The 19,194-nt window shown below is 64.9% G+C and carries 20 protein-coding genes; 5 read left to right on the forward strand and 15 right to left on the reverse strand.

Annotated features, from left to right (window positions below; genetic code table 11):
• Nucleotide 1 precedes the first annotated feature (1 nt).
• Nucleotides 2-1,144 carry a saccharopine dehydrogenase C-terminal domain-containing protein gene (locus ACO07D_RS05465; RefSeq protein ID WP_421701939.1) on the forward strand — a complete coding sequence of 381 codons (1,143 nt, stop codon included), beginning with the start codon at nt 2-4 and terminating at the stop codon, nt 1,142-1,144.
• A gap of 79 nt (nt 1,145-1,223) precedes the next feature.
• Here the strand turns inward: ACO07D_RS05465 and ACO07D_RS05470 are convergent, their stop codons facing one another.
• The 10 genes from ACO07D_RS05470 to ACO07D_RS05515 all read right to left on the reverse strand — a co-directional run bounded on the left by ACO07D_RS05470 (nt 1,224) and on the right by ACO07D_RS05515 (nt 13,513).
• Nucleotides 1,224-1,616 carry a DUF3775 domain-containing protein gene (locus ACO07D_RS05470; RefSeq protein WP_421701940.1) on the reverse strand — a complete coding sequence of 131 codons (393 nt, stop codon included), beginning with the start codon at nt 1,614-1,616 and terminating at the stop codon, nt 1,224-1,226.
• A 65-nt stretch (nt 1,617-1,681) separates the two neighbouring features.
• Nucleotides 1,682-2,902, reverse strand: coding sequence for a DNA recombination protein RmuC (locus tag ACO07D_RS05475; RefSeq protein WP_421701941.1), 1,221 nt, complete (start codon nt 2,900-2,902; stop codon nt 1,682-1,684).
• Nucleotides 2,899-4,749: a DNA mismatch repair endonuclease MutL gene (gene mutL / locus ACO07D_RS05480; RefSeq protein ID WP_421701942.1), complete on the reverse strand. Its 1,851-nt coding sequence runs from the start codon at nt 4,747-4,749 to the stop codon at nt 2,899-2,901. The genes ACO07D_RS05475 and mutL overlap by 4 nt, the downstream gene beginning before the upstream one ends.
• A gap of 128 nt (nt 4,750-4,877) precedes the next feature.
• Complete coding sequence (locus tag ACO07D_RS05485) at nt 4,878-6,194, reverse strand: M16 family metallopeptidase (RefSeq protein ID WP_421701943.1); 1,317 nt, start codon at nt 6,192-6,194, stop codon at nt 4,878-4,880.
• Nucleotides 6,191-7,531, reverse strand: coding sequence for a M16 family metallopeptidase (locus ACO07D_RS05490; RefSeq protein ID WP_421701944.1), 1,341 nt, complete (start codon nt 7,529-7,531; stop codon nt 6,191-6,193). The genes ACO07D_RS05485 and ACO07D_RS05490 overlap by 4 nt, the downstream gene beginning before the upstream one ends.
• A 110-nt stretch (nt 7,532-7,641) precedes the next feature.
• Nucleotides 7,642-8,178, reverse strand: a complete 537-nt coding sequence (locus ACO07D_RS05495) for a DUF3035 domain-containing protein (protein WP_421701945.1) — start codon at nt 8,176-8,178, stop codon at nt 7,642-7,644.
• Nucleotides 8,179-8,229: 51 nt separating this feature from the next.
• Nucleotides 8,230-8,688 (reverse strand): signal peptidase II, encoded by a 459-nt coding sequence (gene lspA, locus ACO07D_RS05500; protein WP_421701946.1) that lies wholly within the window; start codon nt 8,686-8,688, stop codon nt 8,230-8,232.
• Between the two features lie 7 nt (nt 8,689-8,695).
• Nucleotides 8,696-10,285 carry a bifunctional phosphoribosylaminoimidazolecarboxamide formyltransferase/IMP cyclohydrolase gene (gene purH, locus ACO07D_RS05505; protein WP_421701947.1) on the reverse strand — a complete coding sequence of 530 codons (1,590 nt, stop codon included), beginning with the start codon at nt 10,283-10,285 and terminating at the stop codon, nt 8,696-8,698.
• Nucleotides 10,286-10,308: 23 nt separating this feature from the next.
• A complete protein-coding gene (locus ACO07D_RS05510) occupies nt 10,309-12,060 on the reverse strand; it encodes a heparinase II/III family protein (RefSeq protein ID WP_421701948.1) in 1,752 nt (583 codons plus the stop codon).
• 211 nt (nt 12,061-12,271) lie between these two features.
• Entirely contained in the window at nt 12,272-13,513 is a 1,242-nt protein-coding gene (locus ACO07D_RS05515) for an RsmB/NOP family class I SAM-dependent RNA methyltransferase (protein ID WP_421701949.1), read from the reverse strand.
• A gap of 68 nt (nt 13,514-13,581) precedes the next feature.
• Here ACO07D_RS05515 and ACO07D_RS05520 point away from each other — a divergent pair, with 68 nt between their 5' ends.
• The 3 genes from ACO07D_RS05520 to ACO07D_RS05530 all read left to right on the forward strand — a co-directional run bounded on the left by ACO07D_RS05520 (nt 13,582) and on the right by ACO07D_RS05530 (nt 14,865).
• Complete coding sequence (locus ACO07D_RS05520) at nt 13,582-13,770, forward strand: DUF1674 domain-containing protein (RefSeq protein WP_421701950.1); 189 nt, start codon at nt 13,582-13,584, stop codon at nt 13,768-13,770.
• A gap of 94 nt (nt 13,771-13,864) precedes the next feature.
• Nucleotides 13,865-14,488 carry a hypothetical protein gene (locus ACO07D_RS05525; protein WP_421701951.1) on the forward strand — a complete coding sequence of 208 codons (624 nt, stop codon included), beginning with the start codon at nt 13,865-13,867 and terminating at the stop codon, nt 14,486-14,488.
• 74 nt (nt 14,489-14,562) lie between these two features.
• Entirely contained in the window at nt 14,563-14,865 is a 303-nt protein-coding gene (locus ACO07D_RS05530) for a DUF6525 family protein (RefSeq protein ID WP_421701952.1), read from the forward strand.
• Here ACO07D_RS05530 and dapD read toward each other — a convergent pair.
• Nucleotides 14,843-15,670, reverse strand: a complete 828-nt coding sequence (dapD, locus tag ACO07D_RS05535; RefSeq protein ID WP_421701953.1) for a 2,3,4,5-tetrahydropyridine-2,6-dicarboxylate N-succinyltransferase — start codon at nt 15,668-15,670, stop codon at nt 14,843-14,845. The genes ACO07D_RS05530 and dapD overlap by 23 nt on opposite strands.
• Nucleotides 15,671-15,779: 109 nt before the next feature.
• Nucleotides 15,780-16,379 carry a GntR family transcriptional regulator gene (locus ACO07D_RS05540; RefSeq protein WP_421704993.1) on the reverse strand — a complete coding sequence of 200 codons (600 nt, stop codon included), beginning with the start codon at nt 16,377-16,379 and terminating at the stop codon, nt 15,780-15,782.
• A 175-nt stretch (nt 16,380-16,554) separates the two neighbouring features.
• On the opposite strand from ACO07D_RS05540, the gene ACO07D_RS05545 reads away from it, so the two are divergent.
• Nucleotides 16,555-17,400 (forward strand): TIGR00730 family Rossman fold protein, encoded by an 846-nt coding sequence (locus ACO07D_RS05545; RefSeq protein WP_421701954.1) that lies wholly within the window; start codon nt 16,555-16,557, stop codon nt 17,398-17,400.
• 42 nt (nt 17,401-17,442) lie between these two features.
• On the opposite strand, the gene ACO07D_RS05550 is transcribed toward ACO07D_RS05545, so the two are convergent.
• From ACO07D_RS05550 to rlmN, 3 genes are all read right to left on the reverse strand, one after another.
• Nucleotides 17,443-17,637 carry a hypothetical protein gene (locus ACO07D_RS05550; RefSeq protein ID WP_421701955.1) on the reverse strand — a complete coding sequence of 65 codons (195 nt, stop codon included), beginning with the start codon at nt 17,635-17,637 and terminating at the stop codon, nt 17,443-17,445.
• A 135-nt stretch (nt 17,638-17,772) separates the two neighbouring features.
• Nucleotides 17,773-17,925: a ribbon-helix-helix protein, CopG family gene (locus ACO07D_RS05555; RefSeq protein ID WP_421701956.1), complete on the reverse strand. Its 153-nt coding sequence runs from the start codon at nt 17,923-17,925 to the stop codon at nt 17,773-17,775.
• 66 nt (nt 17,926-17,991) lie between these two features.
• Nucleotides 17,992-19,173 (reverse strand): 23S rRNA (adenine(2503)-C(2))-methyltransferase RlmN, encoded by a 1,182-nt coding sequence (rlmN, locus tag ACO07D_RS05560; protein WP_421701957.1) that lies wholly within the window; start codon nt 19,171-19,173, stop codon nt 17,992-17,994.
• Nucleotides 19,174-19,194 lie beyond the last annotated feature (21 nt).

Here is a 19,194-nt window from a genome sequence, read left to right on the forward strand (position 1 = left end):
CATGACCATCCATTGGTGTGGCACCGGCCTGTCGGCCATTCCCGGCCTGCGCCGCCTGATCGAGCGCGGTCACGACGTCGTGGTCTGGAACCGGACCATCGACAAGGCCGAGGCCGCGGTGGGCGACATTGCCAAGGACATTCGCGCCTTCGACATCGATGCCCTGGGCGCGGTCCTGGCCCCGGGCGACGTGGCCGTGTCCATGCTGCCCGGCGACTGGCACGTGCCGCTGGCCGAGCTCTGCATCGCCAAGGGTGCGCATTTCGTCTCGTCCTCCTACATCGCGCCGGAAATGCGCGCGCTGGACGAGGCCGCCAAATCCGCTGGCGTGGCCTGCGTGAACGAGGTTGGCCTAGATCCCGGCATCGACCACCTGATGGCCCATTGGCTGGTCGCGGATTACCGCGCCTCGGACGCCTATGACGCCGATAACACCCTGAGTTTCATCAGCTATTGCGGCGGCATCCCGAAACACGCCAACCCGTTTCGTTACAAGTTCAGCTGGTCGCCCCTGGGCGTGCTGAAGGCACTGCGGTCGCCCTCGAAGTCGATCCGCGACTTTGCCGAGTATGACGTGGCGCGGCCCTGGGATGCGATTTCCAGCTATCAGGCGCCCCTGCCCGCGCCCGAAAGCTTCGAGGTCTACCCGAACCGCGACTCGATCCCCTTCATGGAGGATTACAAGTTCGATCCCACCTGGAAGGTGCAGGAATTCGTGCGCGGCACCCTGCGCCTGAACGGCTGGGCCGAGGCCTGGGGCGACGTGTTTTCCGAGATCGAGACCCTGTCCGGCCCCGAAGGCGACGCGCGGCTCAAGGAGATGTCCGATCAGTTTTGGGCCGAGAACGCCTATGACGAGGGCGAACCGGACCGCGTCGTGCTCTGCGTTGCGCTGAAGGCGGAAAAGGACGGGCAGACCGCCTATCACAAGACCTATGTGATGGACGCCTGGGGCGACGACCGCGGCACGGCGATGGCACGCCTGGTGTCCTTCCCGGTGTCGATGGCGGTGGAAAGCGTGTTGAAACGGCGCATCTACCCGGGTGTCACGGCGGCCCCGTCCGAACCCGCCCTGATCAAGGACTGGATGCAGGTGATCGACGGGTTGGCCCAGCACCTCGAAGTGGTGGATCACACGGGTTGAGCCGCTTTCCCCTTGATTTAAAACAGAAACGCCGCCCCAACCGGGCGGCGTTTTTTGGTTCGGGGGGCTTGTCAGTGGCTCAGAATATCCCCTCGCCCGCCTCTTCGACATTATGCCCCAGCGCCTCCAGCCCGGCTTCCAAATGGGCCGCCAGATGCGGCATGCCCAACAGATAATCCTCGGTCGGCGAGGTCTTTTCCTCCTTCGCCGTCTCGATCGCCTCGGCCAATTCGGCGGCATCGAACGTATCACGCCCGATCCAGGCAATCGCGACCAGGCTCGCCTGCTCGTCATTGTTCATATCCGCGATATAGGAGCGCAGCTCGGCTTCGGTCCCGTCCGACGGGCGGTTTTCCAGGATCGAATCCGCGTCGGCGGCATCGCCGGGCGCATCCCACCGGCCCACTTTCGAGCCAAGCTCACGCGCGCGCAGGATCACGCGGGCCACTTTGCGGGGGCTGATTTCCAGCATTTTCCGATCCTTCTTTTGCACTTGGGCGCGTTCATCTTGCCAAAGCCCCGCCCCAAGGGAAAGACCTATTCGGCCTCCGGGCGGGTCAGCGGAACCACCGCGGCGGCGCTGTCGGGCGCAAGTTCCTCGAAGTCGAAATTGTCCAGTCGCTGCGCGCGGCGCCCGGCCTTCTCGGCAGAGATCTTGATCTCGGAAATATCCTTGGACGCCTGGTGGAAATGCTTGTCCAGATTGGTCACCCGGTCACCCAGACGCCCCACATCCGCCGAGAGCAGCGCCAGTTCCTTGCGAATGGCGCCGGCCTGCTCACGCATGCGCGCGTCCTTCAGGATCGCCCGCATCGTGTTCAGCGTCGCCATGCAGGTGGTGGGCGAGACGATCCAGACCCGCGCCGCGAACCCCTCGCGCACCAGTTCGGGGAAGTTCGCGTGCAGCTCGGCATAGACCGCCTCCGACGGCAGGAACATCAACGCACCCTCGGCGGTTTCGCCCTCCAGGATATATTTCTCGGAGATATCCCTGATGTGCTTGCGCACCGAGGTCCGCATCGCCCGTGCCGCCTCCTGAACCTGCGCCGGTCCCTCTGCGGCGCGCAGCGCCTCATAGGCTTCCAGTGGGAACTTGGCGTCGATCACGATGGGGCCGGGCGGGTTCGGCAGGTGGATCAGGCAATCGGCACGCTTGCCGTTCGACAGGGTCGCCTGAAGCGCATAGCTGTCCGAGGGCAGCGCCTTCGAGACGATATCGTTCAGCTGAATTTCCCCGAATGCCCCGCGCGTCTGCTTGTTCGACAGGATATCCTGCAGCGACAGAACATCACCCGACAGCCGCGTGATCTTCTCCTGCGCCTTGTCGATCACCGCCAGCCGTTCTTGCAACTGCGTGAGGCTCTGCGTGGTCTTTACCGCCGAGCCTTGCAGGTTCTCGGCCATGCGTTCCTGCATTTCACTCAGCGTCCGTGCAGACCGAAGCGCGTTGTCATGCAGCCGGTCGTTCATCTGCTGCTGCACCTGCGCCAGCCGCGCGTCCATGGTCTGGATCATCTGCGTCTGGCCGGTGGTCTGGGCGTCCGAGACGTGTTTCAGCCCGCCCGACAACTGGTCCTGCCCCTGCGCCAGCACCTGCACCGCCTGACCAAGGCCCGTCATCTGGCCCGCCAGGTCTTCGGCCACCCGCGCAGACCGCCCCGCCCGGCGCAGCACCAGAACCAGCAGCAGGACCGCCAGCGCGGCCCCCGCCAGCATCAACTGTTCGAAGGTTATCTCCTGTGTACCGACCTGGATCATGTGCGCCCGAACAGCCGTTCGATATCGCTGAGCTTCAGCTCCACATAGGTGGGCCGCCCGTGGTTGCACTGGCCGGAATGGGGCGTTGCCTCCATCTCGCGCAGGAGCGCGTTCATCTCTTCCGCGCGCATCCAGCGGCCGGAGCGGATTGAGCCATGGCAGGCCACGCGGGAGAGCACCGCCTCGATGCGGGCCTGCACGGTCTGGCTGTCGCCCAGGTCCGCCAGTTCATCCAGCACATCGCGGATCATGTCGCCCGCGTTGACCTCGCCCAGGATCGCGGGGGTTTCGCGCACCGCGATGGCCGCGCCGCCGAAGGGTTCGATCACCAGGCCGAGTTTCGCCAGATCCTGCGCCACCTCCAGCAGTCGCGCGGTGTCACCGGCCGACAATTCAACGATCTCGGGGATCAGCAGCGCCTGCGACGCCACGCCGTTCTCCGCCATCTGGCGTTTCAGTTTCTCATAGACCAGCCGCTCATGCGCCGCGTGCTGATCGACGATGACGATGCCGGTCTCGGTCTGGGCGATGATGTAGTTTTCGTGCAGCTGCGCGCGGGCGGCGCCCAGGGGAAGGGCCTCGACGGGCTGCGGTGCCTCAGGTTCGTCCACGACCTGTTCGAACCGGGCCGAGGGCGTCGACATCTCGGCAAAGCCCGGCGTCTCGGGCAACGGCGCCTGCGCCTGATAGGCCATCGGCCGCGTGCCCATCGACGGGCGGTCCATCTGGTAGACGCGCGGAGTGTCGACCGGCGCTTCCGGGCGCATCGCATCCAGCGTGGCGCCCGCCACGGTGGTGGAGGCACGATGCCCCGCCCCGGACAACGCGTGGCGCAGGCCCGACACGATCAGGCTGCGTGCCGTGGCGGGCTCACGAAAGCGCACCTCGGATTTCGCCGGATGCACGTTCACGTCGACCAGATGCGGATCGCAACTCACGAACAGCGCCGCCGCCGGATGGCGGTCGCGGCTGAGGAAATCGAAATAGGCCGCGCGCAGCGCCCCGGTCAGCAGCTTGTCCTTCACCGGGCGGCCATTGACGAAGAGAAACTGCGCCACCGCCGCGCCCCGCGAATAGGTCGGAAGGGCAGCATAACCGGTCAGCCGCAGCCCGTCGCGTTCGGCGTCGATCGCCAGGGCGTTTTCGGCGAACTCGCGGCCTAGGATCGTGCCCAGTCGCCCGTGCAGTGCGTCGAACATGTCGCCCTGTTCCGGGTCCGCGCGAAAGGTCACGCGGCCTTCGCCGCCACCCGAGACATCGCGCAGCACGAAGCCCACATGGGGTTCTGCCATCGCAAGACGCTTGACCACATCTGTGATCGCCTGGGCCTCGGCCCGATCCGTGCGCAGGAATTTCAGCCTTGCAGGCGTCGCGAAGAACAAGTCGCGCAGCTCGACCACCGTGCCCTCGGACAGGGCGGCGGGTTTCACCGGCTCCATCTGACCGCCCGCGACGCGGATCACTGCGGCCTCGGCGCCGGGAATGCGCGAGGTGATCGACAGACGCCCGACCGCGCCCAGGGAGGGCAGCGCCTCGCCCCGGAAGCCGAACGTGTGAATATCGAGCAGGTCCGAGCCGTCGATCTTCGATGTCGCATGGCGCGAGAGCGCCAGCGGCAGATCGTCGGCGGCGATGCCACAACCGTTGTCCGTGACCCGGATCAGCGTCTTGCCGCCATCGGCGTAACAGACCTCTACCCGGCTGGCGCCCGCGTCCAGGGCGTTCTCCACCAGCTCCTTCACCGCCGAAGCGGGCCGTTCCACGACTTCACCGGCCGCAATCCGGTTGATCGCGGCGTCGTCCAACTGGCGAATGACAGGGCGGTCAGCCTGTGGATAACCGCTCATTTGGGGGTCTGGGTCGTGCATGACACTAAACCTAGCACGGATCGCGCCGATTCTGCCATGGGGAAACGGAACAAAAGGGGATGATCCGCCGCCCGGTTGGGGACCGGGCGAACAGAGGCATCAACGGGTCATTCGACCCCTTCGGGCTGGCCGACAATGACGAAATGCAGCGCCTCGGGGTCATAGATCCGGGCGGCCACGCGGTTGATCTCCTCCAGCGTGATCGCGCGCACCTTGTCGTTGCGCGTGGCGATGTAATCGATACCCAGCCCCTCCATCTGCATGCTGACCAGGATGCGGGCAATCGGCCCGTTGCCGTCGAACCGCAGCGGGTAGGCACCGGTCAGGTAGGTCTGGGCGCCCTCAAGCTCCTCGGCGGTCACACCCTCGGTGGCGATCTTTTCCCACTCGGCGCGCACCACATTCACGACCTCGCCCATGGTCGCGTTCTGTGACGAAACCTGGCCGACCACATATTCGCTCAGATCCTTGGCCACCAGATAGGTGGCAATACCATAGGTCAGCCCGCGTTTCTCGCGCACCTCGTCCATCAGGCGCGAGTTGAAGCCGCCGCCGCCCAGGATCTCGTTCAGCACATAGGCGGCGAAGAAATCGTCGTCGTCGCGGGTAATGCCGCGATGGGCAAAACGCGCCACCGACTGCGGGGTGTCGAAGGGCACCACCGTGACGCCGCCTTCGGGCAGGCCGAAGGGCACCGGTTCGGGGATCGGCGCGCCGGTCTCGGGCAGGTCCGCAAACAGCTCGTCCAGAAGCATACCCAGCTCCTCGGCGGTAATGTCGCCCACCGCACCAAGATAGATGCGGTCGCGGGCCACGGCGCCGTCGAAGGCCGCCACGATATCGTCACGGGTCAGGGCCGCGACACTGTCCGGCGTGCCGCCCTGATAGCTTCCATAGGGGTGGTCGCCAAAGGCCAGCCGGTCGGCGGCCTCGCCTAGGATATCCATCGGATCGGTCGCGCGCGATTGCAGGCTCGACAGGACCTGGCCGCGCACGCGGTCGATGGCATCAGGGTCGAAACGCGGTGCGGTCAGGGCCGTGCGCAGCAGCGCCACGGCCTCATCGCGGTTTTCGGACAGGAAGCGGGCGGACACGGTCAGCGCATCGTCATGCACGTCGAAGCGGAACGAGGCCGCCAGCCCGTCGCGCGCCTCGGCAAAGCCGCGTGCGTCAAGATCACCCGCGCCTTCCTCGATCAGCGCGGCCATCAGGTTGGTGGCACCACGTTTGCCCGGCGCATCCAGCGAGGCCCCGCCGCGGAAGCGGATCTCCAGCGCCATGAAGGGTAGGGAGTGTTCCTCAACCAGCCACGCCTTCAGGCCGCCGGGGGAGGTCACCTCCTGAATGTCCACCTCGGCCCGGGCGGGCAGCGCGGCAAGAACGGCCAGAAAAAGGGTGGATACAATCAGCGACAGGCGGTTCATTGGGTCATCTCCCCGTTTTCAGGCATGACGAAGCCGGTGACGGCGCGGCGGCGGTCAAAGACCATGCGCGCGGCCTCCATCACATCCTCTTCGGTGACGGATTGCAGCACGTCCGGCCAGGCGGCGATATCTTCCAGCGTCAGGCCCGAGGTCAGGCTGCGCCCGTATTCGTCAGCCAGGGACTGCACATTGTCCTGTTCATAGATCTCGGCGGCGCGCAGCTGCATCTTCAGGCGGGCGAATTGCTCGGAATCGATGCCGGTCTCGAAAAACTCGGCGATCACTGCGTCCATTTCCGCTTCCATCTCCTCCAAGCTGACCCCGTCCTTAGGGGCGGCGATCAGGCTGAAGGCGGTATCGTCCAGCGAAGTCGCCCGGTAACTGGCCGAGGTATAGACTGCCTTCGGATCCTCGAACTGCAGCGCCCGGCCCAGCACCGAGGTCGCACCGTCGCCGCCCAGGATCTCGGCCAGGTAGACCAGCGAAGCGGCGACCTCCTGGTCGCCCGGGTCGCGTTCCGGCGCCTGGTAACGGCGCACCAGATAAGGCCGCCCGACGCGCGGGTCGGAGTAGCTCAGCCGCCGCTCGGCCAGCTGCGGCGGTTCCTGCGGACGGGCGCGTTCGGGCAGGTCCAAGCTGGGTTCCAACACGCCGTAATGTTGTTCAGCCAGTGCGCGCACCTCGTCCGGGTCCACGTCGCCGGCGATCACCGCGATGGCATTGTTGGGCGCGTAATAGGTGCGGTAGAAGGCCAGGGCGTCTTCACGGCTCAGCTGCTCCATCTCATGGCGCCAGCCGATAATCGGGATGCCATAGGGGTGGTTCAGATAGGCCGCCGCGGCCATCTGTTCACGAAACAGCGCATTGGGGTCGCTGTCGGTGCGGGTGAAGCGTTCCTCGATGATCACGTCGCGTTCGGTGGCAACCTCTTCCTCGGTCAGGGTCAGGTCGCGCATCCGGTCAGCTTCCAGGCTCATCATCAGCCCAAGCCGATCCGCCGCCACGCGCTGGAAATAGGCGGTGTAATCCTGGCTGGTAAAGGCGTTGTCAGACCCGCCATTGGCCTCGACAATGCGCGACAGCTCGCCGCTTTCCAGCTCGTCCGTGGCCTTGAACATCAGGTGTTCGAAGAAATGCGCGATGCCGGATTTGCCGGGGGCTTCGTCCGCCGCGCCGACCCGGTACCAGACCATGTTGACCACGACCGGGGCGCGGTGATCCTCGATCACCACAACCTGCATGCCGTTATCCAAGGTGAAATCCGTGACCTCCCGCGCCAGAGCTGGTGTGGTCAGAACGGCGATCAGCGGCGCCGCAAGGGACAGAATTCGTTTCATGCAAAGCTCCCGTATTGTCGGACAGAACCTGTGCCCGAACGCGCAGGGTTCAACCCTGTCCAACGATCATGTGATCATGCTTAACGGGCGGTAAATGCACCGCCCGCCTCTTATTGACCTGCCTGCGCGCCTTCCGGCGGCACGGTGGGTGTCCAGACGCCGCGCGCGCGCAGGCGTTCAAGTTCGGCATATTGGTCAAGCGCCATCCGCTCGTAGGCACGGTAGTAGAGGTTCACATTGAACCAGCGTTCCAGCACCCGCCCGCGATTGCCCTTGCGCCATTCCAGATCCTCGGCGGCCAGAACGGCGCGGATATCGCCCGCCACACCGTGGCGTGACGCATGCGCGATCAGCGCCGATTCCCCGGTGGTCGCACCGCTGTTCAACCGCTCGGGATTGCCACCCAGAGCTGCCACCGCATCCGCGTTCGGCGTCGGATCGGTCCGGTTCGCCCCACCCGGGGTCGGCTCCGGCAGGGTCGCGAAATTCTCGGGTGCTTCCAAGGGTTTGGTCGGCAGAACCGAAAACTCGTCCGGACCCACACTCGACGATTCGAAATTCATCAAATCCGGTTCGCGTCGGCTACAGGCCGCAACCGTCGCTGCCACGCAGAGGATCAAAACAGTTTTGCCCAGAACGGTCCGCATGGAACCTCCCTTGTCAATTTCCCCGAGTTCTAACCCATTGCCAAGGCAAGGTCACGTGGCGTTTTTGTCCTTTGCGAACAGGATCAGCCCGAACGCACCGATGAAGATGAACGCATCCGCTATGTTGAAGGAAAACGGGTTGGCGATACCACAGCAGGACATGTTCAGAAAGTCGACCACCGCGCCATAGGCCACGCGGTCCACGACATTGCCCAGCGCACCGCCGATCAGCAGGCCCGCAAAGACCTGGCCCCAGGCGTTCATGCCGCGCCAGACCCAGAGCACGACCCAGACACAAATCGCCAGCGCCACGCCGATCAGCAGCCAGCGGCTGCCACCTTCGAACAGGCCGAAGTTGATGCCGTAATTCCAGGCCATGTGGAAGACCAGGAAGGGGGGCCAGACCTCGATCCGGCCCACCGTGTCCAGCTCCAAGCCCTTGAGAACCCACAGTTTGCTGGCCTGATCAAGGACCAGGGCCAACAGGGCGTATGGGATCAGACGGCGCATCGTTGCTTCAGTGGCGGAAGTGGCGCATGCCGGTGAAGACCATGGCCAGACCAGCCTCGTCCGCGGCTTCGATCACTTCCTTGTCGCGCATCGAGCCGCCGGGCTGGATCACGCAGGTGCCGCCCGCCGCGGCCGCTTCCAGCAATCCATCAGGGAAGGGGAAGAACGCGTCCGAGGCGACGGCCGAGCCCTTGGCCAGGCTCTCGTCCAGGCCCAGTTCCGCAGCCATGCGCTCGGCCTTGGCGGCCGCCACATTGGCGCTGTCCAGGCGGGACATCTGACCGGCGCCCACACCCACGGTGGCGCCGTTCTTGACGTAGACGATGGCGTTGGATTTCACGTGTTTGGCAACCTTCCAGGCGAACAGCAGGTCGTTCAGCTGTTCCTCGGTCGGCGCCTTCTTGGTCACCACCTTCAGGTCATCCAGGCCAACGTAGCCCACGTCCTTGTCCTGCACCAGCATGCCACCGGCAACCTGCTTGTAGGCGGTCAGCGGCTTGCGCGTGTCGGGCAGACCATCGGTCAGCAGAAGGCGCAGGTTCTTCTTGGCCGCGAAGATCTCGATGGCTTCGTCCGAGGCACCCGGGGCAATCACCACCTCGGTAAATATCTCGACGATCTTGGTGGCGGTCTCCGCGTCCAGCGGCTGGTTCAGCGCGACAATCCCGCCGAAGGCCGAGGTGCGGTCACAGTCGAACGCCTTCTGATAGGCGTCCACCAGGCTTTCGCCCACGGCGACGCCACAGGGGTTGGCATGCTTGATGATGGCGACGGCGGGCGAGGTGGCCGGGTCGAACTCGGCCACCAGTTCAAACGCCGCGTCGGTGTCGTTGATGTTGTTGTAGGACAGTTCCTTGCCCTGCAGCTGACGCGCGGTGGCGACGCCCGGACGGTTCGAGCCATCAGTGTAGAAGGCCGCCTTCTGGTGGCTGTTCTCGCCATAACGCAGGGTCTGTTTCAGCTCGCTGGCAAAGGCACGGCGCTTGGGCGCTTCCAGCTCCAGCTGCTCGGCCATCCAGGTCGACACGGCGGCGTCATAGGCGGCGGTGCGGGCATAGGCCTTCTGCGCCAGTTTCTTGCGGAATTTCGGGCAGGTCGCGCCGCCATGCTGGTCCATATCGCCCAGCAGCTTGGCATAATCCTCCACATCCACGATCACGTTCACGAAAGCCGCGTTCTTGGCCGCCGCGCGGATCATCGCCGGACCGCCGATGTCGATGTTCTCGATACAGGTGTCATAATCGGCACCCGCGGCCACGGTGGCCTCGAACGGGTAGAGGTTCACGACAAGCAGGTCGATCGCACCGATGCCGTGCTCTTCCATCGCGGCGACGTGCTCGGCATTGTCACGCAGCGCCAGCAGGCCGCCATGCACGCGCGGGTGCAGGGTCTTGACGCGGCCGTCCATCATCTCGGGGAACTCGGTGACTTCGGACACGTCCTTCACCGCCACGCCCGCCTCGCGCAGCGCGCGGGCGCTGCCGCCGGTCGACAGGATTTCGACCCCACGGGCCTCCAATTCCTTGCCCAGGTCGATCAGCCCGGTCTTGTCGGAAACGGAAATCAGCGCGCGGCGCACGGGTGTCAGGTCGGTCATGTCGTCGGGTCCCTCAGGTCAATTCATCGCAGCCCCGCCGGACCCTCCACCTCAAGGTCGCGGATCGCAGAGGGCGTGTCCTGCGCCTTGGCCAGAGACCAGCGGATGCGCGTCGCATAATCCATTGCGACGCCAGATAGAACCATTTGTTTCGTCGCACGGGGCTTCAGACGGTTCTTTTCAAGGTAAACCGAGCTTTCCAGCGTCAATTCGCCCAATCCGTCGTAGCGGAACACCCAGATCTCACCGCTTTTCAGAACCAGCGAGACGGCGGTGCCGCCAAGGTCCAGCTCCGCGTCCACGTCCGGGTGCAGATGGAAATGGATCTTGAAGGGCACGCCTTGCAGTGCGGTGCGGTCAAGCGCCTGGTCGAAGACGCGCTGCTCGTCCTCGCCGATGGCGGCGACCGTGTCCTCGCCCCGGATGTCGCGCCCGTCCACTGTCAGCTCGATCCGGCGAATATGCGTTAGCCCGTTCAGCCCGACATAGCCGTCATGACCGGCGACAAACCCTGTCACACCCTCTTCGGCCACCTGCTGGATGCGCACGTCACCCGGCGCTTCGACCAGAAGGGTGCGTTCAACGCCACCGACCTTGCGCGGGCTGCCGGTGCGGGCGCTGGACAGGCCTGCCAGCTGCAGGGTGCTGTGCGAGGGCGTCGCGCGCCCCGCCTTGCGCCATTCCTCGCCGAACTGCGCGCCGGAGCCGCAGTTGACCAGCAAGGGGCGGCGACCCGAGGTTACCTCGATCGCCAGGGTGGAGGCATGGGCATTGGCCGAAGCGAGCCCGGTGGGCGGGCTGGCCGCATCCATGATCACCGAGGTGCGCCCGGCCGACAGCCGCGCATAGCCCATCGACAGGCCCATGTTCGCCGTGGCGCGCACGCCGGAGCTTGCCAGCGCATGATCCAGGCGTCCTTCCAGGCCGCGCCCCCCGCCATGAAACCGCGCCAGGCTGCCATCGGAATGGCGCAGCGCGCGCAGTGTGGGGGCGATACGTTCGATTGCCGCCACGTGTTCTGATGCGGCCATGCGCCCGCCCTCGGACAGGGCCATCGCGGCCCAGTTCAGCAGGGTGAAGACCTCCAGCAGCTCTTCTGGGTTGCGGGTCGGAATGCCGCCCTGGCCGTCGATCTGATCGGCACATTCCCGCGCGAGCGCCTGCATGGCGGGATCGACATGTTCCTCCATGCCGGTCAGGGACAGGCCTGCGTAGATCAACCCGGTCAGCGCTTCGAACCGGGGCAGACCCGGCGAGGCCGCCAGCCAGCGTTTCGACAGGAAAATGGTCTGCTGGCCCAGGGAGCGGAAGAAGGCGAAACTGTCGTCGCCTTCTTGCCCGCGCATCAGAAACAGCGCGTGGTTGATCCACCGGATGAGCCGCCGCCCGGCCAGGTCCGGGGTCCAGCCCGGCCCCTTACCGCCGCCATAAAGCGCGATCCATTCGGCCAGCCAAGCCTGGGCGCGCTTGCGCGCCTCATGATCGCCCAATGATGCCAGGTCATCGAGCCAGGCAAAGCCCTGCAATTCCGCGGCAAACTCCGGCGTGGGGGTGTCAATCTGCCAGATCGAGGCAACAGGATCGGCAACATGGTGGCCTGCAAAAAGGAAGTTGCCCGCCACCAACTGTTTGCCGCGCGCATAGGCGCCGATGGTGCGCGGTTCGGGCTGGCTGACAAAGCCGGTTGCCGGTCGTGCGCGGGCCGCTCGGCGGGCGTGCCACCGATTCGCCCAGCGCACCCGCCGTCGCGAAAAGACATCCTGATGTTTCGACACCTGCGCGCCCCGTGACCAATCTCTGCCCTGTCACGGCCCTTTTTCGGGCCTGTTTGGCGGCAAGCATACGCCGCTTGAGCCCGGGTGTCATGCGCTATCGCACGCGGGATGTTCTTGGGGTGATGGGAACGATTTTTCTTCGAAAAACCGGCGCCTGCGGCGGGCGGGGGCAATTTTCCTGCGGAAAATTGCCCGGGACCCCCAACGACGCTCAGCCGGGCTTTCGGAACGCGGTGATGAAGAACCCGTCCATGCCGCCCCGGTCCGCCCAGAAATCCGGACGCAGGCGCAGGCCCTCGGGGCCGATCCAGCTCGCGTCCACACCGGGCAGGTTCAAGGCCTCCAGATCCAGCTCCAGATCCGGGTGGCGCAGCATGGCGTCACGCACCTGTTCCTCACCCTCGTCGATCAACAGGGAGCAGGTACAAAACACCAACCGCCCGCCGGGTTTCAACAGGCCCAGCGCCCGGTCGATCAGATGCTCCTGCAACTCGAAGAGCGACGGGAAATCGCCGCCATCCTTGGCATAAGGCAGGTCCGGGTGGCGCCGGATCGTGCCGGTGGCGGTGCAGGGCGCATCCAGCAGCACCGCGTCGAAAGGCGCGGCCTCATACTCCAGGGCATCGGACACGACCAGCTCGGCGGTGAGCCCACAGCGCGCCAGGTTCTCTTCAACGCGGCCCATGCGCGACTTGGAGATATCGACGGCCGTCACATCCGCCCCCATCGCCGCAAGCTGCATGGTCTTGCCGCCGGGGGCTGCGCAGAGGTCCAGCACCCGCGCACCTTTCGCAGGCGCCAATACCTTGGCGGGCAAGGCGGCGGCGGCATCCTGCACCCACCAGTCGCCCGCCTCGTATCCGGGCAGGGCCGACACCTGGCCATAATCCCGCAGACGCTTGGACCCGGTCGGAAGAGCCTCGCCAAACTCCACCGCGCCCTTCGGCGTTACATCCAGGGGCGCACCGGCGAAATGCGCCACCTCCATCGCCGCAACATCCTCCTTGCCGAAATCCGCCACCAGAACCTTGCGCAGCCACTTGGGCAGGCGCGGCACCGGCAGGGCGGCCCATTTCTCCACATCCACCTTGCGCAGCACCGCATTGACCAGACCGGCCTGGCGCTGGGTTTCCGGGTTGGCCTTGGCTATCTCGACACAGGCGTTCACCACCCCATGGGCCGCCCCGCCCGAACAGATCTCGACCACGCCGAGGCGCAGGATATTCAAGACGCGCGGGGAGGGGCGTTTCTTCAGGAACGGGCCCAGCAGGCGGTCGGCGCGGTCCATGCCGCGAAACGCCTCCAGCACCAGGCGCTGGGTCCGCGCGCGCTCCTCAGGCGCCAGCTTTTCCAACCGGCGCGGCATGACCTCGGACAGCAGCCGCCCGCCTTCGATCACCTCGCCCATCAGGTCCACCGCCAGTTTGCGGGGTTTTGCCGCGTCCGATACCATCTGCCGTCCTTTGCGTTTTCTCGCCGACCGGCCTATATCAAAGGCGTTACGGCCTCAAGGAAGCTCACATGTCCGACGACATCAACACCGAACGCAAAGATCTGCCCCCCGCCGCCATTCGCGCCCTGGCCGAGGCCGAAGAGCGCCGCAAGAAGGCCGAGGCCAAGAAGCTGCCCAAGGAATACGGCGGGCGCGACGGGCTGGATCCGGCCCGCTATGGCGACTGGGAGAAGAAGGGCATAGCGATCGACTTCTGATCACGCCTTCCCAAAGGTCTGCGCCACATTTCCGCCATGTTCTGGACGTAGACTCGCGTCTTGGGGGCATCTCGTATCGCGTATGAGGTGACAGATGGACGAAACTGCGAAGACCGCGGTCGAGAACGACCCGGATCTTGAAGCCATTCGTAAATTGATCGAAACACAGCCGCGCCGCACCCCGGCTGCGGTGGTCGAGATTGCGGGCGCTGAACGTCCGTCGGAACGTGCCGCCACGCCGACGCCGAACCCGGAGACCCCTGCGCCGACCCCGAAGCGCGAAAGCCGTGTGGCCCGCCTGGCTCTGGCCGCACTAGAGCAGGTCAAGGCCTTCCTGGCCCAACCCGAGGCCCCGCGTCGCCTGTCCCTGGCACTGCTGGTCCTGATTGTCTTCCTGCGGCCCCTGGCCGTTCTTGGCATGGCCCTGTTCGCGCTGATGGTCGGGCTGATCACCTATTTCTCGCTGGGTCCGGACCGCGTCGCCGAAATGGTTGTCGCCTGGTACCGACGCAAGAAGGAGGCCGATCCCGAGCGGGCCGAGGAAATCCGCGCCCGTGCCGCACGGATCAGCCAGCGCCTGGGCAAGATCGTCGACAGGTTGCCGGAACGCTGGACGCAGGGGCTCTATCTGCCAGATTTCGAGGAAAACAAACCTCTGCCAGAGTGTCTGACCGGCGATCCCTTCGACCGGCTTATCCCACAACGCGAATTGAGCTGAGGCCGACCCGGGCCCTTGCGGGTCGGCAAACCCTCGGGTAAGAAAAGTTATGTAATATCATAACGTATCCGATCATGCGCAACCTCAACACCCGCCTGAAATGCCGCCGCCGCAGTGCGGATCCGATGCGCGAATATGATCGCCTGCCACCCGCCCTGCGCGGGTTTCTGAGCGAAGCCGCCCTGCCCTGGTCGGCCCCTTCGGTGAAACGGGCGTGGGAAAAGGCGTTGAAACGCTACAACGGCTGCGAGGCGCAGGCGCTGGCCGCCCTGCGCCGCGCCGAACAGCGGTCCCTAAACAAAGACGCGCCCCGAATTTGGGGCGCGTCCTATCCTTGCGAAGCTGCGGGCGCGCTTAGTCGCGCAGCAGCTCGTTGATGCCGGTTTTCGAACGGGTCTTCTCGTCCACCCGCTTCACGATCACCGCACAGTAGAGGTTGATGCCGTTCTTCGACGGCATCGAGCCAGCCACGACCACGGAATAGGGCGGCACTTCGCCATACATGACCTCGCCGGTCTCGCGGTCGACGATCTTGGTCGACTGGCCGATGAACACGCCCATGCCCAGGACCGAGCCCTCGCGCACGATGCAGCCTTCGACGACTTCCGAACGGGCACCGATGAAGCAGTTGTCCTCGATGATGGTCGGACCGGCCTGCATGGGTTCCAGCACGCCGCCGATGCCGACGCCGCCCGACAGGTGCACGTTCTTGCCGATCTGCGCGCAGGAACCGACCGTGGCCCAGGTGTCGACCATGGTGCCCTCGTCCACGTGGGCGCCCAGGTTCACGAAGGACGGCATCAGCACCACGCCCGGGGCGATATAGGCCGATTTGCGCACGATGCAGTTGGGCACGGCGCGGAAGCCGGCTTCGGTCCACTCGGCATCGCCCCAGCCCTTGAACTTGCTGTCGACCTTGTCCCACCAGTGGCCGCCCTGCGGGCCGCCGTCCTGCTGTTCCATGTCCTTCAGGCGGAAGCCCAACAGCACCGCCTTCTTGGCCCACTGGTTCACGTGCCAGTCGCCGTTCTCCTGACGTTCGGCGACGCGCAGCTTGCCACTGTCCAGCGCGTTCAGCGTGTCCTCGATGGCTTCGCGGGTCTCGCCGCCAGTCGACGGGGTGATCGTGTCTCGCGCCTCCCAGGCGGCTTCGATCGCGGTTTCCAGTTGGGCGTTCGACATGTCTCGCTCCCTGTCCCTTGTTTGGATTCGCCCTGCTTCTAAGGGGCCGGGGCCTGTTGCGCAATCACTGCGAGCGTCGGGAAAGGGTGGGAAAGCGGCAGGATGGGCCTCAGCGCACCCGTTTCAGGTGGCGGCGCAGCAATTCCACCGCCGCCTGGCCGTCACGTCGCTGCATCGCGCCCAGGATGGCGGCGTGGTCCTTGTCGACACGCTGCACCCATTTGTGGCGCCAATGGGCGTGGAAATGGCGGGCCGATGCGATGTGCAGATCATCAATGGTCGCCAGCAGCCGCGGCATGGCGCAGGGGGTCAGGATGGTGCGGTGAAAGGCACGGTTTTTCAGCTCCCACTCCGCCATGTCCTCGGCCGCATCACAGGCGATGCGCGCGGCCTCGGCGGCGCGCAGGTCCCCGGCGGTCAGGCGCGGGATGGCGTGGGTCAGGGCCAGGGTCTCCAGCGCCACGCGCATCTCGATCACCTCGCGCACCTCTTCCGGGTCCAGCGCGGTCACCCGCATGCCCCGGCGCGGCTGGCTTTGCGCCAGCCCATGGGCCTCCAGCCGCAGCAGAGCCTCGCGCACCGGCACATGGCTGGTGCCGAACTCCCGCGCGATGTGATCCTGGCGCAGCTTCTCGCCCGCAGGCAGTTCCCCGGCCACGATCCGCGCGCTCAGCGCATCATAGATGCTGTCGGCCATGGTGGCGCTCATCGTCGTGGTGGTCATCGTGGTGGTCATGGGGGATCCCTCGGTTTCGAGATAATAGATAAAACCGCCCTGCGTGCATCGCAACAGGGAAATCGCGTGAAGGTGACGCGGGGTGTCTGGTCATGTTAGCGCCCACGCGCTAGGTCTTGAGGGAGTTCGAGTAAAAGGAAACGCGCGCATGAAAGACGACCGCAAACACCCGCTGCGTGACAGCCACCAGGATCGGGAACAGGCCCACAAGACACCTGATACGGCACAGACCCGGGCCCCGGCCTATCGCTTGGCCTATGACGACCAGGAGTTCATGTGCCGGGACGAGCTGCGCCCGGTGCGGCTGCAGCTGGAGCTGTTGAAACCCGAGATGTTGATGCAGGAGTACGGCGTCGAATCGACCGTGGTCCTGTTCGGTGGAGCGCGCATTCCGGAACCCGCCAAGAAGGACACGGCACGGACCGAAACCCTGGCCAACCTGTCCAAGTATTATGACGAAGCAAGGGAGTTTGCCCGGCTGATCACCTTGGAAAGCAAGCAGAACGGCCACAAGGAAAATGTTGTGGTGACCGGTGGCGGCCCCGGCGTGATGGAGGCCGGCAACCGCGGCGCCCAGGACGCGGGCGGCGTGTCGATCGGGTTGAACATTGTCTTGCCGCACGAACAGGCGCCGAATGAATATGTCACGCCGGATCTGTGTTTCAACTTCCACTATTTCGCCATTCGCAAGATGCATTTCCTGATGCGCGCGGAGGCGATTGCCATCTTCCCCGGTGGCTTCGGCACCATGGACGAGCTGTTCGAGAGCCTGACCCTGATCCAGACCGGCCGCATGAAACGGGTGCCAATCCTGCTGTTCGGGCGGGATTTCTGGGAGGGGATCATCAACTGGAAAGCGCTGGCCGATGCCGGCACGATCTCGGACGAGGACCTGGATCTGTTCCGCTATGTCGAAACCGCTCAGGAGGCGGTCAACGCGATTGCGGACTGGGATGGCAAGGGCGAGATTCGCGGGGCGATACCGGGGCGCTGATCCCCGGTTCGAACGGGGCCTTTCGCAAGCCCCACCCTCTGGTCACATACAGAACTGTTCGGGCAGTTTGCAGACCCGACGGCGGGCGGGCAGCGTGGTAATCATGTGGCCCGCCTCGGTCTTGTCGATCGAGAAGCCGAACCCCGCCAAACGGTGTTTCCATTCCCGAAAGCTCAGCACATGGGCACGCTGCTTGATGACGAAGTCAAGGATGTTTGCTTGTTCGGTTCGGCGCATTTGTACGCTCCTTCATGTCTGCTCAAGGTCAATCTTCACCGGCAGCATGGCGGAATGAGTGCGCAAATCGGGCCATTGTGAGGCATGTGGAAACAGTGGCGCCTCGGGCGAAGACTGTTTCCAAACCGACAGACATCAATGCGTGACCATCTCCTCGGGTTTGCGCCGGTGCACCTCTTTCACGATGGCGGCACGCAGGATCTGACTGATGGAGATCTTGTCGCGCTCCGAAATCTCTTTCAGGGCGTCAAGGGTGGGAGCGGGGAGGTTGAACGTGATCGATTCCATGCGCCCATCATCCCGCCCCTTGGTGAATCGTCGGTTAAGGAAAATTGACAAAGGTAAGGCGCAGGCTCAGCGCAGCCCGGCCTCTTCCTCGATCTGGCGCTTGGACTTGCGCTGGCGTTCCGTGTCGGACTTCAACTGCCCGCAGGCCGCCATGATGTCATCCCCGCGCGTCTTGCGGATGGGGCTGGCGTAACCGGCCTGGTAGATGATGTTGGCGAAGGCGCGGATGCGGTTGTTCGACGAGCGCTTGTAGGGCGAGCCGGGCCATTCGTTGAACGGGATCAGGTTGATCTTGGCCGGGATGCCCTCGATCAGCTTCAACAGCCGCCGTGCATCCTCATCCGAATCGTTCACCCCGTCCAGCATCACATATTCGAAGGTAATGCGTTCCGAGTTCGTCAGACGCGGATAGTCGCGCAGGGCCGCAATCAGCGTCTCGATGTTGAAGCGCTTGTTGATCGGCACCAGCACATCACGCACCTCATCGGTGGTGGCGTGGAAGCTCACGGCCAGCAGACAGCCGATTTCCTCGGCGGTGCGCGCGATCTCGGGCACCACGCCGGAGGTCGACAGGGTGATGCGGCGGCGGCTCAGCGCAATGCCTTCGCCATCCATCGCGATCTTCATCGCGTCACGCACGTTCTCGAAGTTATAAAGCGGCTCGCCCATGCCCATCAGCACGATGTTGGACAGAAGCCGCGTCTCATCCTTCGGCGCGCCGGGCACGGGCCATTCTTCCAGATCGTCGCGCGCCACCATGATCTGGCCGACCACCTCGGCCGAGGTCAGGTTGCGCACCAGTTTCTGCGTACCAGTGTGGCAGAAGCTGCAGGTCAGGGTGCAACCCACCTGCGAGGAAATGCACAGCGTGCCGCGCCCTTCCTCGGGGATATAGACGACCTCGACCTCGTGCCCACCGGCGATGCGGACCAGGTATTTGCGCGTGCCGTCTTCGGAGACCAGGCGGCGGATGACCTCGGGGATCTCGATCACGAAGTTTTCGGCCAGGAGGGCACGATAGGCCTTGGCCAGGTTGGTCATCGCGTCAAAGTCACGCACGCCCCAGTGATAGATCCACTGCCAGACCTGGCCGGTGCGCATCTTGGCCTGTTTCTCCGGCGTACCAGCCGCGATCAGCGCCTCGCGCAATTGCTCGCGCGTGAGGCCGACAAGGTTCTTCTTGTCGCCTTCCGGGGCCTTGCGGGGGATGGTCAGAACATCCTGGGTGATCGGGGTATCGGTGGTCATGGCGCGTTTCCTGAGGTCAGG

The organism is Aliiroseovarius sp., from assembly GCF_965228805.1.
Lineage (GTDB): Bacteria > Pseudomonadota > Alphaproteobacteria > Rhodobacterales > Rhodobacteraceae > JASBTN01.